At 70.7% G+C, this 13090-nt stretch carries 14 protein-coding genes; 7 read left to right on the top strand and 7 right to left on the bottom strand.

Features of this window, described 5'->3' with window-relative positions; genetic code table 11:
• Positions 1-36: 36 nt before the first annotated feature.
• The 3 genes from KYK13_RS35720 to trxA all read left to right on the top strand — a co-directional run bounded on the left by KYK13_RS35720 (position 37) and on the right by trxA (position 2077).
• A complete protein-coding gene (locus KYK13_RS35720) occupies positions 37-1176 on the top strand; it encodes a hypothetical protein (protein ID WP_223639128.1) in 1140 nt (379 codons plus the stop codon).
• 184 nt (positions 1177-1360) lie between these two features.
• Positions 1361-1684: an FKBP-type peptidyl-prolyl cis-trans isomerase gene (locus KYK13_RS35715; RefSeq protein WP_223639125.1), complete on the top strand. Its 324-nt coding sequence runs from the start codon at positions 1361-1363 to the stop codon at positions 1682-1684.
• Between the two features lie 9 nt (positions 1685-1693).
• Complete coding sequence (gene trxA / locus KYK13_RS35710) at positions 1694-2077, top strand: thioredoxin (RefSeq protein WP_223639122.1); 384 nt, start codon at positions 1694-1696, stop codon at positions 2075-2077.
• Positions 2078-2111: 34 nt separating this feature from the next.
• Here trxA and KYK13_RS35705 read toward each other — a convergent pair whose 3' ends face one another.
• Positions 2112-2999, bottom strand: coding sequence for a hypothetical protein (locus KYK13_RS35705; protein ID WP_223639118.1), 888 nt, complete (start codon positions 2997-2999; stop codon positions 2112-2114).
• Positions 3000-3116: 117 nt separating this feature from the next.
• Between KYK13_RS35705 and KYK13_RS35700 the strand changes: the two genes are divergently transcribed.
• The 3 genes from KYK13_RS35700 to KYK13_RS35690 are packed head-to-tail and all read left to right on the top strand — an operon-like array spanning position 3117 to position 7298.
• Positions 3117-5582, top strand: coding sequence for a TonB-dependent receptor domain-containing protein (locus tag KYK13_RS35700; protein ID WP_223639115.1), 2466 nt, complete (start codon positions 3117-3119; stop codon positions 5580-5582).
• On the top strand, positions 5579-6391 hold the full coding sequence (locus KYK13_RS35695) for a hypothetical protein (RefSeq protein ID WP_223639112.1): 813 nt from the start codon (positions 5579-5581) through the stop codon (positions 6389-6391). Before KYK13_RS35700 ends, KYK13_RS35695 begins: the two co-directional genes overlap by 4 nt.
• Before the next feature lie 43 nt (positions 6392-6434).
• The gene (locus KYK13_RS35690; protein WP_223639109.1) at positions 6435-7298 is read left to right on the top strand and encodes a hypothetical protein; all 864 of its coding nucleotides are present in this window, start codon (positions 6435-6437) and stop codon (positions 7296-7298) included.
• 5 nt (positions 7299-7303) lie between these two features.
• Here KYK13_RS35690 and KYK13_RS35685 read toward each other — a convergent pair whose 3' ends face one another.
• The 6 genes from KYK13_RS35685 to KYK13_RS35660 all read right to left on the bottom strand — a co-directional run bounded on the left by KYK13_RS35685 (position 7304) and on the right by KYK13_RS35660 (position 11981).
• Positions 7304-7840: a Uma2 family endonuclease gene (locus KYK13_RS35685; protein ID WP_223639106.1), complete on the bottom strand. Its 537-nt coding sequence runs from the start codon at positions 7838-7840 to the stop codon at positions 7304-7306.
• Positions 7841-7968: 128 nt separating this feature from the next.
• Positions 7969-8898, bottom strand: coding sequence for an Ig-like domain-containing protein (locus KYK13_RS35680; RefSeq protein ID WP_223639104.1), 930 nt, complete (start codon positions 8896-8898; stop codon positions 7969-7971).
• A 111-nt stretch (positions 8899-9009) separates the two neighbouring features.
• Positions 9010-9759, bottom strand: coding sequence for a putative metal-binding motif-containing protein (locus KYK13_RS35675; RefSeq protein WP_223639101.1), 750 nt, complete (start codon positions 9757-9759; stop codon positions 9010-9012).
• A gap of 128 nt (positions 9760-9887) precedes the next feature.
• A complete protein-coding gene (locus tag KYK13_RS35670; protein ID WP_223639098.1) occupies positions 9888-10535 on the bottom strand; it encodes a hypothetical protein in 648 nt (215 codons plus the stop codon).
• A gap of 113 nt (positions 10536-10648) precedes the next feature.
• On the bottom strand, positions 10649-11245 hold the full coding sequence (locus KYK13_RS35665; RefSeq protein ID WP_223639094.1) for a lipoprotein: 597 nt from the start codon (positions 11243-11245) through the stop codon (positions 10649-10651).
• A 40-nt stretch (positions 11246-11285) separates the two neighbouring features.
• Positions 11286-11981, bottom strand: a complete 696-nt coding sequence (locus KYK13_RS35660) for a hypothetical protein (RefSeq protein ID WP_223639091.1) — start codon at positions 11979-11981, stop codon at positions 11286-11288.
• 241 nt (positions 11982-12222) lie between these two features.
• Here KYK13_RS35660 and KYK13_RS35655 point away from each other — a divergent pair, with 241 nt between their 5' ends.
• Positions 12223-13086, top strand: coding sequence for an endonuclease/exonuclease/phosphatase family protein (locus KYK13_RS35655; protein WP_223639089.1), 864 nt, complete (start codon positions 12223-12225; stop codon positions 13084-13086).
• The last annotated feature ends 4 nt before the right edge of the window (positions 13087-13090 follow it).

Here is a 13090-nt window from a genome sequence, read left to right as displayed (position 1 = left end):
ACCTTCATGTCGGTCAGTCGACGATGGAGGGATTGGATGAAAGCGAAAATTCTGGCGGGCGCCATCGCGGCGCTCATGTATGGGACGGGGGCGGGGGCGGCCGAGAAGGATTGCCCTCCAGGGCAGACGGCGGTCCACAAGGACCACAACAAGGACATGTCGGCGCAGTCCTCGCAGGGCCAGGGCCAGGAGGACATCCTCATCGAGGAGGTGCCGGTGGATCAGGGCACGGGCGGCAGCGGCTCGTCCGGGACCTCGAAGAGCAGCCAGAACCTGGGCAGCAGCGAGCAGGGCATGAGCGGCTCCAGCGCGAACGCCACGGGTGGCAGCGGCGCGGTCTACCTGAACATGCCGCTGCGCTGCGAGCCGACAAACCAGTCCGGTACGGGCGGCAGCGGTACTGGGGGCAGTGGCGTTACGCCGCAGAGCGAGCCTCCGGCACCGCCTCCTCCCGCGGCGCAGCCTCCTGCTCCCCCTCCGCCGCCGTCCGGTACGAGCAGCGGCGGCATGAGTCAGCGTGAAAGCACGGTGACCGGCGAGCAGGCCACGGGGGGTAGCGGGCTGACGACTCCGCCTCCCTCGGACTTCCGTCCGACGGCGAACGCCAACGAGGAGGTCCAGCCGCTGGAGGTGGAGAAGAAGAGCCACAACGTCAAGAAGGGCCTGACGCTCCTCATCGGTGGCGGTGTGGAAGGCTACACCGGCGCCCTGGCTCCGCAGCTGGCCCCCGGCCCCTCCGCGAACGTGACGGCGTCCATCAAGCCGACGTCCGTGCTGGGCGTGGAGGTCGGTTACACCGGCGCGTTGAACAACATCAAGAACGCGGGCTCCGCGGGCGCCTCGAGCGGTCCGGACCTGGTGCGTAACGGTGGCCAGGCGGCCCTGACGCTCGCCATGACGCCGACGGCGGTCCAGCCCTACCTGCTGGGCGGCATCGGCATCAACAACTACCACTTCCGCGGCGGTGAGGCGCTCGGCTACCACGACGACACCGTGGGCAACGTGCCGGCGGGCGTGGGCGTGCGAGGCCACTTCGGCCACTTCACGGCGGACCTGCGGGGTTACTACAACTTCCTGTTCGACAAGCAGTTCGCGCCGAACATCAACCCGGGTGGTGGTGACGCGGGCGGCGGTGGCAGCTACGTGGGCGCGCTGAACGTGGGTGGCACGTTCTGACCTGAAGCCTGAAGACACTGTCTCCATGGCAGGAGCTGGCGGCGGGGGGTCCGGTACCATCCGGCTCCCCGCCGCCACTTTTTCATTCCGGCCAGGGGGCGGGGCATTCAGGGAGGCGGGAGGCTGTGCACGGCGTTAGAGTGCGCATCTTTCCACGGCGGATTCCCCGCCAAGGGAGCCTGGCATGAGCTTGAAGGTAGAGGACGTGAAGGTCGGGACCGGGGCGGAAGCGGTCGCTGGCAAGCGGGTGACGGTGCACTACGTGGGCACGCTCACCGACGGCAAGAAGTTCGACAGCAGCCGTGATCGCGGTCAGGGCTTCACGTTCCCCCTGGGCGCCGGCCACGTCATCCAGGGCTGGGACCAGGGCGTCGCGGGCATGAAGGTCGGCGGCGTGCGCAAGCTCACCATCCCGCCGGAGCTGGGCTACGGCTCGCGCGGCGCGGCCGGTGTGATTCCCCCCAACGCCACCCTCCTCTTCGAGGTGGAGCTGTTGGACGTTCGTTAGGAGGCCATCATGGCGACGCTCGAAATCACGAAGGACAACTTCAAGGAGACGGTGGGCAAGAGCGGCATCGTCATCCTGGACTGGTGGGCCACCTGGTGTGGTCCGTGCCGCGCGTTCGCGCCCATCTTCGAGAGCACCTCCAACAAGCACGCGGACATCGTGTTCGGGAAGATCGACACCGACGCGCAGCCGGAGCTGTCCGGTGCTTTCGAGATCCGTTCCATTCCCACGCTGATGGTGTTCCGGGACGGCATCCTCCTGTTCGAGCAGCCGGGCGCGATGCCGGCCGCCGCGCTGGAGGACCTGCTGCGGCAGGTGCGCGCGCTGAACATGGACGACGTGCGGCGCGAGGTCGAAGCGCAGCGCGCCGCGAAGGAAGCGCCCAAGGCGTGACGCCCCGCCGGGGCCTTCCCGTGACGGGGAGGCCCTACGGCGCGGCGACGGTGCAGACGCCGCCGCCATTGAGGTGTGCCTGATCCACGATGCTCTGGGTGACGAACTCCTGGAGCGTGCGCAGGGCGTAGGCGCCGGGCTGGTAGACGACGGGGTTGCCCTGGGCGTCGCGCAGCTCGCCGCCGTCCAGACCGCGCAGGTCCAGCAGGTCCTGGGACGCCAGCCCCTCCGGCGTGATGACGTGGTGGGCGTCCGCGGTGGCGGCGATGGCCTCGAAGCGCAGCTGCACGCCGCGGTGGGTGCCCAGCCGGTCGTAGAACATGTGCTCGGCGTGGATGGTGACCTCCGCCTCCGCCACGGAGTTCTCCGGCACGACGATGCCCTGGGTGCCGTCCACGCCGTTGATGCAGTCCACCATCCGCGCGTTGACGGGGAAGCCCATGCGGAAGGTGTAGAGGCCCAGGGTGGGGTCGCGGTTCTGCGCGCGGCCCTCCACGAAGTAGCTGAAGCCGCGCTCGCGCATCATCGCCAGGTCGTCCGCGGACACGGAGGCGCCCGCCACGGTGCGCGCCTCCGGAGGGCTCACGCGGAAGGCCACGCCGTAGCGCCCCGCCTCCAGGTCCTTGAGGCCGGCGAGGGGCACGTCCCCCTTCTGGACATCCACCAGCAGGTGCTCCGTCGTGGCCCGCACGTCGCCGGCCGCGGAGGTGAGGGTGAAGTCCCCCAGGGACACCAGGTACTTCGTGAACTGCACGGACCAGCCGTCCTGGAAGAGGTGGTCCGCGTAGCCGCGCTGCGTGCCGTCCCCGCCGCTCAACGTCACCCGCACGTCGCCCCGCGCCACGGCGTCGCCGCAGCCCGCGGCCATGAGCGCCAGCGCGCCCGCCAGCAGGCCCCGCGTCCACTTGCGTCGTTGGTTCATGCAGTTGGTTGGTATTTGTAACCATGTTGCAAGTCAAGCCCGGGTTGCGATATCCACGGGCGGCCGTTGGGAGGACCGCCCGTGCCGGGTGGGCCCCGCCGGCCGAGGTCGTTGCCCGTGTTCATCCCGACGCTGGTGCTCTGGCTGTTGAGCGCGTCGCCCGAAGTGCCCGTGACGCCGCCCGTGCCCGTGGAGGCGCCGCCGCCCGTGATGCCGGCGGAGGAGCCCGCGCTGACGGAGGCCGTGCGCGTGCTGCTGCGGCTGACCATCGACACCGCGGGTGAGGTGGCCCAGGTGGAGGTGAGGGAGTCCGGAGGCGTGGCCTTCGACCGGGCCGCGATGGCGGCGGCCCTGCGCTGGCGCTTCGAGCCCGCGCGTCGGGGGGCGGAGCCGCTGGAGGTGCGGGTGGACGTGCCGGTGACGTTCGAGCCGGTGGCGGAGGACACCGGGGGGGCGAGCTCCGCGCCCGAGCCACCCGAGCCCGCGAAGCCGGAGCCGCCCACGCTCTCCACCACGGTGCGCGGGCAGTCCGTGGCACCGCCACCGGTGGCCGTCGGGGACTTCCACATCACGGTGGGGCAGCTGGCGGATGTGCCTCGAAACTCGGCCACGGACCTGATGCTGCTGGCGCCGGGCGTGATGCTCGCCAACCACGGTGGGGAAGGGCACGCGGACACCGTCTACCTGCGCGGCTTCGACGCGGGCGAGGGCAAGGACGTGGAGATGCGCCTGGACGGGGTGCCCCTCAACGAGGTCTCCCAGGCCCATGGCCACGGCTACGCGGACACGTACTTCATCATCCCGGAGCTGGTGCAGTCCCTGCGCGTGACGGAGGGACCCTACGACCCGTCGCAGGGCGACTTCGGCGTCGCGGGCACCGTGGAGTACCAGCTGGGGCTGGAGCGGCGGGGCATCACCGCGTCCGCCAGCTCCGGCAGCTTCGCGTCGCGCCGGCTGTCCCTGGTGTGGGGGCCTCCCGAGTCCACCGCCGCGACCTTCGTCGGCGTGCTCCTGCGCCAGGGGCACGGCTTCGGCCCCAACCGCGCCTATGCCAATGCGGGCCTGATGGCCCAGACGGAGCTGCGCCTGGGCGCGGAGACGAAGCTGCGCCTGTTCGGCGCGAGCTATGGCGCGCGCTACTCCTCCGCGGGCGTGGTGCGGGAGACGGACGTCGTGGACGCGCGGCTGCCGTGCGACGCGGCCGCGGACTCGCAGTTCTTCTGCCTCTACGACCCGAACCAGGGCGGCGCGAGCCAGCGCCACATCGCCTCCGTGGAGCTGACGTCCCGGCTGGAGGGCGGAGGCCGCTTCGTGCAGCAGGCCTTCGCCCTCGCCCGGCAGATGCGCAGCCGCGAGAACTTCACCGGCTTCCTCCAGGACACGCCGCCCATTGGCGAGGCCCAGCGCGGCGACAACACGGAGCAGTCCTACCAGGGCACCACCGTGGGGCTGCGCGGCCGCTACACGCCGGGCGTCACCTGGGTGGGACAGCCGCAGCCGGTGGAGCTGGGCTACGTGGCCCGCTACGACAACGTGCACACCCGCGCGCGGCGCCTGCGCGACAGGGGCGGCGCTCCCTACGCCACCGTGTTCGACAACCAGGTGCGCGTGACGAACCTGGGCGCGTACCTGTCGCTGCGGGGCGCGCCGCTGGAGTGGCTCACGCTGCGCGGCGGCGTGCGCATGGACACGTTCCTGTTCGGCGTGGAGGACCTGAACCGGCCGGCGGAGGATCGGCAGGGGGCTCGCATCCCGGAGGAGTCCGTGGAGGCCTATGGCTTCTTCGCCAGCCCCCGGGCCAGCGCGGAGGTGCGCCTGACGCCCCGCCTCACGTGGCTGACCAGCGCGGGGCTGGGAGCGCGGTCCAGTGACGCGGCCGGCCTGTCCGACGCGGAGTTCGCCCCCTACGCGCGGGTGACCTCCGGGGAGACGGGCCTCGGCTGGAGGTGGAGCGACGGACCTTCCCTTCTGGAGCTGCGCGGCGCCGTGTTCGCCACGCGCGTGTCGCAGGACCTGGTGTTCAGCGAGACGACGGGGCGCAACCAGCCCATCGGGCCGTCGCAGCGGCTGGGCGCGTTCGGCAGCGCGCGCTTCCAATGGGAGCAGCGCCTGGACGTGCAGGCGAGCCTCGCGTGGGCCCGCGCGACACAGCCGTTGCCCGGGGCCTCGCCGTGGAGGCTGTGGGATGGCGCGGTGCTGCCGTACATCCCGCAGCTCCTGGGCCGCGTGGATGCTTCATGGCGGGGCACGGCCACCGTGGCCCGGCAGCCGGTGGGGTGGAGCGTGGCGCTGGGGCACAGCGCCATCGGGCCCAAGCCCCTGCCGTTGGATCGCTACAGCGAATCCATCTTCCTCTTCGACGTGGCGGCGCGTGCACGCTGGCGCGCCGTGGAGCTGGGCTTGTCGGTGGAGAACCTGCTGGACGCGCGCTGGCGCGAGTCCGAGTTCAACTACGTGTCCAACTTCCGAGGCCCCGGCGCGCCCGCGTCCCTGCTGGCCACGCGCCACTTCTCCGCCGGTGCGCCTCGCACCGTGCGCGGCACCCTCACCGTCTATCTGGACCTCCAGGAGGACCGGCCATGAAGCGCTGTTCGCGTCGTGCCTTCACGTGGATGCTGGGCGGAGCGCTCGCGGCGGGCTGCGGCCTGTCCGGCACCGGCGGCCGGAGCATCACCTTCCGCATGGGCCTGCGCACGGGGCTCGCGCCCGGTGAGCCCTCCGTGGGCGCCTTCACCACCGACACCGGCTGGCGCGTGACGCTCACCACCGCGCGCCTGGTGCTGGGGCCCATCTACCTGTTCGAGAAGGCGTCGCCCCTCCAGCCCCAGGCCCTGCTGCGCCGGCTGGGCGACGTGCTGCTGCCCACCGCGCACGCGCACGAAGGGGACTTCTTCTCCGGAGGCCGCGTGCTGGGCGAGTGGGACCGGGAGGTGGTCTTCGACCTGCTCGCGGACGCGGGGCAGGCGCGCGTGCTGGGGCGCTCTCCCGGCATCGCGGGCCTGGCGCGGTCGCTGTCGCTGCTGCTCCAGCCGCCGTCGAGCGCCCTCGGCACGGAGGCGGACGTGATGGGAGGGCGCTCCCTGGTCCTGGAGGGCGTCGCGACCCAGGCGGCGGCGCGCGTGCCCTTCCGCGTCGCGCTGGACTTCCCACCGCCCGTGGAGCTCCAGCGCGTGGACTTCGTGCCCATCCAGGTGGACCTGGACGACGAGGGCCTCTTCGTCCTGGAGCCGCGGCCGGACCGCTGGTTCACCGGCGCGCGCTTCGACCGGCTGACGGTGCCTCCGGAGGGGACGCCGGTGGACGTGGGGCCGGACACGCAGGTGTACCGGGCGCTGAGCGTCAACGTGCGCCGCTTCGACGCGTTCACCGGCACGTGGGAAGCGGCGGCGTGAAGCCGTCAGCGGAGGCTTGATAGGGTCGTCGCTCGACAGCGTCATGCCCTTCCATTACCGCTTCCCGCTCCCCGCCCTCTCCCGGCCCCTGGTCATCTCCTCGGAGGACCTGGTGGAACTGGGCCACGACGAACCCGATCCGGAGCTGGCACCGGAGCCCGCCGTCCTCGAAACGCTGGTCACGGTGCCTCACCTGTTGGTGAAGACGCTGGAGGCGCCGGCGGTCTTCGGGCCCTTCCCGGAGCCGTGGGAGCGAGCCGGGACCTATCTCCCCAAGCTCCTGGACCAATGGGGTGCGGGTGCTGCTGGCGTGCCAGAGCTGCTCCTGGCGCTCGGCGCCGAGGAGGTTGCCTCGCTCTCCTTGCCCTCGAACGACGAGAGGCTCCGCTACTCCGTGTGGGTGGATCAACTGGTCCGTGGCTACGGAGACCTGGACCTGCTCGGCTTCCTCCTGGTTGAACCCTCGCGCACGGACATGGAGCGGCACTTCGACCGCATGCCCGAAGTCGCGCGTGCGTTCGCGCGCAAAGTGGCGGCGTGGTGCCTTGCTCCGGAAGAGCGCCATGCGCTGGCCGCCGCGCTCACGGCCGCGAAGGCGGATGGCTACAGGAAGCTCCAGCGCCACCTGCGCGGCGAGGTGGCCGGGCGTTTCGCCGCGTTCCTGGCTCCCGCGTCGGAAGCGGGGAGCATCGACCTGTTCATGGGGCGGACCGCCTCCTATTTCGCGCCGGACCACCGCGAGCAGCGAGGAAAGCCGATGCGCGCGGAGGGGCCTCCCGTGCTCGGCGTGACGCACCAGGGCTGGCGCAGGGTGGGGGCCGTCATCGCCATCCTGGTGGGGTTCTTCGTCTTCTCATGGGGGGTGTGGGGGCTGGTGGCGCTGTTGTCGCTACCCTTCAGGCGCTGACGCCTTCACTTCTGGGTCCAGAACGGCGCCAGCGTCAGATCCACGTTGCCGAAGGGCTCCGCGCGCACGCGCTCCTCGTCCACGTAGGTGTTCATCAGCATCCAACGCTCGCGGTCCTGACGGAGCACCTCCACCACGCGGTGCACGGGGTTGATGACCCACGCGTTGCGGATGCCCGCGCGGGCGTAGCGAGGCAGCTTGATGGCCAGGTCCAGCTTCGCGGTGGCGGGCGTCAGCACCTCGCAGATCCAATCCGGCACGTTCTGGATGAACGCGCCATCGGGCAGCGTCGGAGGCCGCCCGCCCACCCAGCCCGCGAGGTCCGGCACCAGCACGTCCTGGCCCAGGAGCAGCCGGGGCTCGGAGGTCCACCACCAGCCCTCCGGTGCGCGGCCCAGCAGCGGAGTCAGGCCCTGCTTGCGCGCGATGGGCGGTGACGAGACGTAGAGGACGCCATCGAGCGCCTCGCCCACCAGGTAATGGGGCAACGTCTGCACTTCCTCGTAAGGGGCGAGCGTCCTGGGCGTGGCGGCATGGCGCATGCGGTAGGCCTCCGGCTCCGAGAGAGACCGTCACCGTAGCGGGCAGTCTTCCAAGCGGCATCGGACCGCCAGGGCGGCCCACCTTGTCCTGGTGGACGCACGCCCTCCCCGCGGGACATGTGGCGTTGCTATCCGCGCTCCATCACGAACTGGACGTGCTCGGAGGCCACGGGACCGAACTGGAACAGGTAGAGCTGATCCCCCGGCTCCGACGCGAACGTCACTGTGTGCGTGATTCCGGCGCAGATGAACCGCGCGGGCGCGAGCACCGACGTCACATCCGTTCCCGCCGTGTCGTTGGTGACCTTCGTGGGCACCCACTGGTTCAGGTAGAGCGTGACGTGTTCGGCGTTCTCCGGGTCGGAGATGAAGCCCGTGTAGCCGCCGAAGCCGCCCTCCACCGGGCGCAGGGTGACGTCGTAGCGCGCGTGGCCGGTGTTGGTGTCAGGCGGGAAGTCGAAGGGCGTGCGGCCCGCGGTGACGGCCTCCGGCGTGTTCACGAGCGTGTGCGTGCACGCGTGCTCCAGCTCCGGGTCGCGCTCGCCTGTGGTGAAGTCCAGCGCGGCCGTGGGAGACAGTGCGAGCCCGGCCGCGTCCCTCAGCGCGTCCAGCGCCAGGGTGTAGTGGGTGGAGACCTCCAAAGGACGGGTGCTCTCCTCGGTGCGAGGCACGGTGATGGTGAGCGTGCGCCCATCCTCGGACCAGCCGCCGGTCAGCACGCGGGCGGGGACGGTGGTGTCCGTGCGGTCGTGAAGCGTGACCTGGGAGGCGGACGGGTCCATGGGCTCGCTGAAGGTGAGCGTCAGCACCTTGCGGAAGGCGATGACCGGCGTCTGGCCGGACGCGTCCAGGTACATCTCCAGCGGGTAGACGTCGGTCTCGCCCTCGGCGGGATGGGCGGTGGTGACGGTGGCCGTGGAGGAGGGCGTGCCCGCATCGGGGCCCGCGTCGGTGCTGGTGCCCGCGTCCGGCGAGACGGTGGGGGCTTCGTCATCGCAGCCGGTCAGCGCGAGGGCGGCGCAGGTGACGAACAGGAAGGTGGCGGAGGAGAGACGCATCGGGGGAGTCCTTCGTGCAGGCGGGGAAAGGCCCACGCCGGAGCACCCTTCCGAGGGAGGTGCTCCGGCGCGGGAGCGAGCCTTCTTCAGGCCCGCGTCAGGGCGCGGCGGTCAGCACTGCACCCCGTCGCAGTTGTCATCGATGCCGTTGCCGCAGATCTCCGGCATGCCCGGGTTGATGCTGGCGCCAATGCCCGGCGTGTCGTTGCAGTCGAAGCGCTGCGTCGTGTAGCCGGCGGGCGGCGTGCACGCGGTGTAGATGGACACGGAGTTGTTGCCGTAACCGTCGCCATCCGCGTCCTGGTAGTAGCGCGTGCGCGTGTCGTTGAGGAACTCCGGCACCACGGTGATGGCGCTGCCGGACGCAGGCCCCGTGGCGACGATGTACGTCGTGCCCGCCGTCAGGTCATAGACGGACACGTGCGTGAGTGAGCAGCCGGAAGCGGACACGCCATGCGCCAGCGCGGCGGGCACCGTGGCGCTGGTGGCGCCGTTGATGACGGTGAAGGCCACGTTCTGCGTCCGGTAGAACGCGTACGAACCCGTGGTGGCCGGGACGTACGTCACCGAGCCCTCGGCGCCGGACGGCAGCGCCAGGTCATAGGCCTTGTGCTTGGTGCTGATGGCGGGCGCGCTGGTGACGCGCGTGGCGCTCGCCGTGATGGACACGTGGTCCGTGGGGTTGCTCGCGTGGGTGCACGCGTGCGTGGTGATGCCCGTGCCCAGCGACGTGCAGCCGGCCTCCAGCCCCTGCGAGTCCTGCGCCTCGAAGGAGGACTCCGGCGCCTCCTCCATCGGTCCGCAGGCCGTCAGGCCGAGCGACAACAGCGCGCCCAGCGCGATGCGCTTCATCTTCAACATGGGTGTTTCCTTTCGGGATGCCGGGCGCGGCGGGGTTCCAGGCGGCCAGAAGCCGCCGGTGCGCCCGGTACCTCACTCATGCCGCAAACGCAACTTGGTTGCAATAATGTCCGGTGCGATTCAGCCCGTCACTGGAGGTGTTCGATGACGAGCCCGAGGTTCGTGAGCGCGGTGGGGCCGAAGGTGACGGTGTACTGGACCTTGTCCGTCAGTTCGTAGCCGACCATCTGCTTCAGGCCATCGCAGAAGGCGCCGGTGGGCTGGGTGCCCACGGGCTCGACGATGCGCTCGCCCTCCTTCACGGTGACGGCGACGTCGGGAGTGCTCAGGTAGAGGACGAAGTCGCCCGTGGCCCAGGCCTTGAAGTTGAAGGTGCCCACGAACTGGCTGCCCTCCGGGCGCAGGTGGACGGTGTAGTGCGTGTGGAAGTCGTCCACGCGCGGCTGCCGCGCCGGCGAGGCGGTGACGGTGGCGAAGGGGCCGTTCGCGACGTGCCAGCAGGCGTGCTCGCCGTTGTCCCCGAAGTCGAAGCCCTCGCGCGGCACGTAGTTCGGATCCGCCACGCACGACAGGCCCTGCTCGCTGGCCAGGTACCCCCGGTCGCAGTGGCACCAGTCACCGTCAGGCTCGCGGTGGATGTGGCCGTGGGGGGCGCATGGGTCGGTCTGCTCCTGGGGCGTGTCGTCCGGGCCGGGCGGAACGTCGTCATCGCCGCCACAGGCGGTCAGGACCGCGAGACCGCCGGCCAGGAGGAGGGCGGGAAACGGGGTGCGCATGGGGCTGTCTCACCGGAAGCTGGGATGTATATGCAACTGAGATACAAAAGTTTTTGGGTGTTGGGAAGGCCCGTGGACCTTGGAGGTGTCCACGGGCCTTCATTCACGAGGGGCTATGCCTCGTGGTGGTCGTGCGCGGTCTCCTCGATGACGAGGAGGAACGTGGCGGGCTGGGGGACGATGGCCGCGAAGTCCACGCGGTAGTCCACGCCGCCCTCCAGGTCCGCGGTGACGGCGGTGCGCAGGCTGCCGCAGACCTCCCGGGGGATGTTGTAGCGGCACTCCAGGCCCACCTCCTCGTTGGTGGCCGCGTTGACGATGCGGATGGCGCGGTAGCCGGAGGTGAGGAAGGCGTACTCGGTGGACTCCTCGGGGGTGAAGATGACGGAGCCCGCGTAGCCCAGCGTCCACTTCCGGTAGCTGATGGCCGGCAGGGTGACGTTGTACGCGGTGTGGTCCACGCTCACGTCCACGAAGGACGGGCCGCCGTAGGGCGCGGCGGTGACGGACTCGAAGGGACCATATTCGGCGTGGGTGCACGAGTGCTCGGCGACCTCCGCCAACTCCTCCGTGTCCTGGCAGGCGGCGAGCAGCTCCGACTGCTGGGTGACGGGGGCCTGGGACTCCGGCGGGGGCGCTTCTTCGGTACCGCAGCCGGCGAGCATGAAGACGGCGCCAGCGGCGAGCAGGACATGGGACGGCTTCGACATGGGTGACTCCTTGGAGGGGTGCTGCGGGTGAGAGCGGGGGCTAGGAGCGGTCCGGGCGCAGGACGAGCCAGGGGACACGCACCTCGCCCGACGGGAGGCGCTCGGGCGGGAGCTGGAGGTGGGCGCCGTGGGCGCTGGGGGACAGGCCGGACGCGCGTTCCCAGGCGTCGCGGAAGGACGCCTCGTCCGGGAAGGTGACGCGCGTCATGCAGCCCGCGGCGTAGCAGTGGGGCGGCTCCGCGGGGACGGGCCGCACGTCCTGGGCGATGCGTGCGTGCCACGCCTCCAGCGCGGCGCGAGCGTCCCGGGTCCACGGCTCCGCGCTGTCCCCGGACGCGGTGAGCTCCGCGAGCACGGCGTCACGGCGGGCCTGGGGCGTGGGGTGGTCCGCGCGCAGGGCTCGCACCAGCCGCACGCGTGTGTCCGGCAGCACCCGGCGCTCACGGTCCCGGAGCTCCGGCTGCACGGGGCCCTTCACCTTCAGCGCCGCGTCGAGGAACACCTCCGCCGACGGGAGCGTCTCCGGCTCCGGTGCGGCGGGCTCGGACTCGCGCACGGGCTCGCGGCGCGGGGGCACGGCCTCTGCCTTCGGGGGCGGGGCGGGGGGCTGCTGGAAGACGATGGGCGTTGCGGGGACCTGCTCGGCCGGGGCCTCCAGGGGCCGGTGCAGCCAGGCCACCGCGAGACACGACAACACGACTCCCGTGCCTCCGACACTCCAGACGATGCGGTTCATGGGTTCCCCTCGGGACGCACCTGTGGCGGTGCGCGCGCCCGCTCGCCTTCCCGCGAGGGGCCCGCAATAAATGCCACCGGGAGTCACATGCAATCAAGTTGCATTTGTTGGGTGGTTTCCCGGGTAGGGTCTTGCGGGAGGGTTGTCACCTCGATTCGACGAAGGGGGGGCTGTTCCTGGCGCCCCGGCTTTGCTGAAGATGCCGCGCTTCTTCTTCCCGCAGGCCTGGAGGTGCCGTGAAATGAGTGGGTCGTCCTTGTTGTCGCGCGTCCTGGTGTTGACCGTGCTGGTGCTCCCCGCGTTGGCGCAGGCGGGCTCCTACCTTCGGGTGGTGAGCTGGAACCTCCGCCACGAGGGCTGGGCGGCGGAGCAGACGTACCTGGATGACGCGAAGCAGCTGTGGAACCAGTTCGGTTCGAACAGCACGTCGAACAACGGCTGTGACCTGGTGTTCCTCCAGGAGGTGATGGCGTCGTCCGCGGCGACGGCCATCGCGGACAACCTGACGCAGGTGTCCGGGGTGACGTGGAAGGCGGTGGTGACGCCGCTGCTGGGCCGGTCGTCCTACAAGGAGTCCTACGCGGTGCTGTACCGGCCAGACACGGTGGCGCTCCTGTCCTCCACGGTGTGGCCGGACACGGAGGACCTGTTCGAGCGTGAGCCGCAGGTGGTGAAGGTGCGCCACGTGACGACGGGCGAGGACTACACCTTCATCAACTGGCACACGGTGTGGGGGACGGCGGCGGACCGCACGGCGGAGGCGCAGGCCATTGACGAGGTGTTCGCGGCCGTGCAGGACGAGAGCGGCACGGACCAGGACGTCATCCTCGTGGGCGACCACAACATGGCCTGTACCCACGCGTCCTGGAGCCAGCTGAAGGGCCTGTCCCCCGCGGTGTCGTGCAAGCTGAACGTGGCCACCACGATGAACACGTCCGGAGGCTTCGCCAACGCGTACGACCACTTCTGGATGCAGGACGCCTACGTGACGGAGTTCTCCAGCACCGGCCGTGACTACATCGCGGATCCGGTGGACTACGTCACCCGGCTGTCGGACCACGCGCCGGTGTGGCTGTCCCTGTACTCCAACAGCGACACGGACTGAGGCC

The organism is Corallococcus sp. EGB (assembly GCF_019968905.1).
Lineage (GTDB): Bacteria > Myxococcota > Myxococcia > Myxococcales > Myxococcaceae > Corallococcus.
This window is presented reverse-complemented; position numbering and strand designations above follow the sequence as displayed.

Bases quoted from the DNA above. Each gene is read 5' to 3' on its own strand.
- KYK13_RS35720 (WP_223639128.1), top strand. From the start codon at position 37: ATGAAAGCGAAAATTCTGGCGGGCGCCATCGCGGCGCTCATGTATGGG.
- KYK13_RS35715 (WP_223639125.1), top strand. From the start codon at position 1,361: ATGAGCTTGAAGGTAGAGGACGTGAAGGTCGGGACCGGGGCGGAAGCG.
- trxA (WP_223639122.1), top strand. From the start codon at position 1,694: ATGGCGACGCTCGAAATCACGAAGGACAACTTCAAGGAGACGGTGGGC.
- KYK13_RS35705 (WP_223639118.1), bottom strand. From the start codon at position 2,999: ATGAACCAACGACGCAAGTGGACGCGGGGCCTGCTGGCGGGCGCGCTG.
- KYK13_RS35695 (WP_223639112.1), top strand. From the start codon at position 5,579: ATGAAGCGCTGTTCGCGTCGTGCCTTCACGTGGATGCTGGGCGGAGCG.
- KYK13_RS35690 (WP_223639109.1), top strand. From the start codon at position 6,435: ATGCCCTTCCATTACCGCTTCCCGCTCCCCGCCCTCTCCCGGCCCCTG.
- KYK13_RS35685 (WP_223639106.1), bottom strand. From the start codon at position 7,840: ATGCGCCATGCCGCCACGCCCAGGACGCTCGCCCCTTACGAGGAAGTG.
- KYK13_RS35680 (WP_223639104.1), bottom strand. From the start codon at position 8,898: ATGCGTCTCTCCTCCGCCACCTTCCTGTTCGTCACCTGCGCCGCCCTC.
- KYK13_RS35675 (WP_223639101.1), bottom strand. From the start codon at position 9,759: ATGTTGAAGATGAAGCGCATCGCGCTGGGCGCGCTGTTGTCGCTCGGC.
- KYK13_RS35670 (WP_223639098.1), bottom strand. From the start codon at position 10,535: ATGCGCACCCCGTTTCCCGCCCTCCTCCTGGCCGGCGGTCTCGCGGTC.
- KYK13_RS35665 (WP_223639094.1), bottom strand. From the start codon at position 11,245: ATGTCGAAGCCGTCCCATGTCCTGCTCGCCGCTGGCGCCGTCTTCATG.
- KYK13_RS35660 (WP_223639091.1), bottom strand. From the start codon at position 11,981: ATGAACCGCATCGTCTGGAGTGTCGGAGGCACGGGAGTCGTGTTGTCG.
- KYK13_RS35655 (WP_223639089.1), top strand. From the start codon at position 12,223: ATGAGTGGGTCGTCCTTGTTGTCGCGCGTCCTGGTGTTGACCGTGCTG.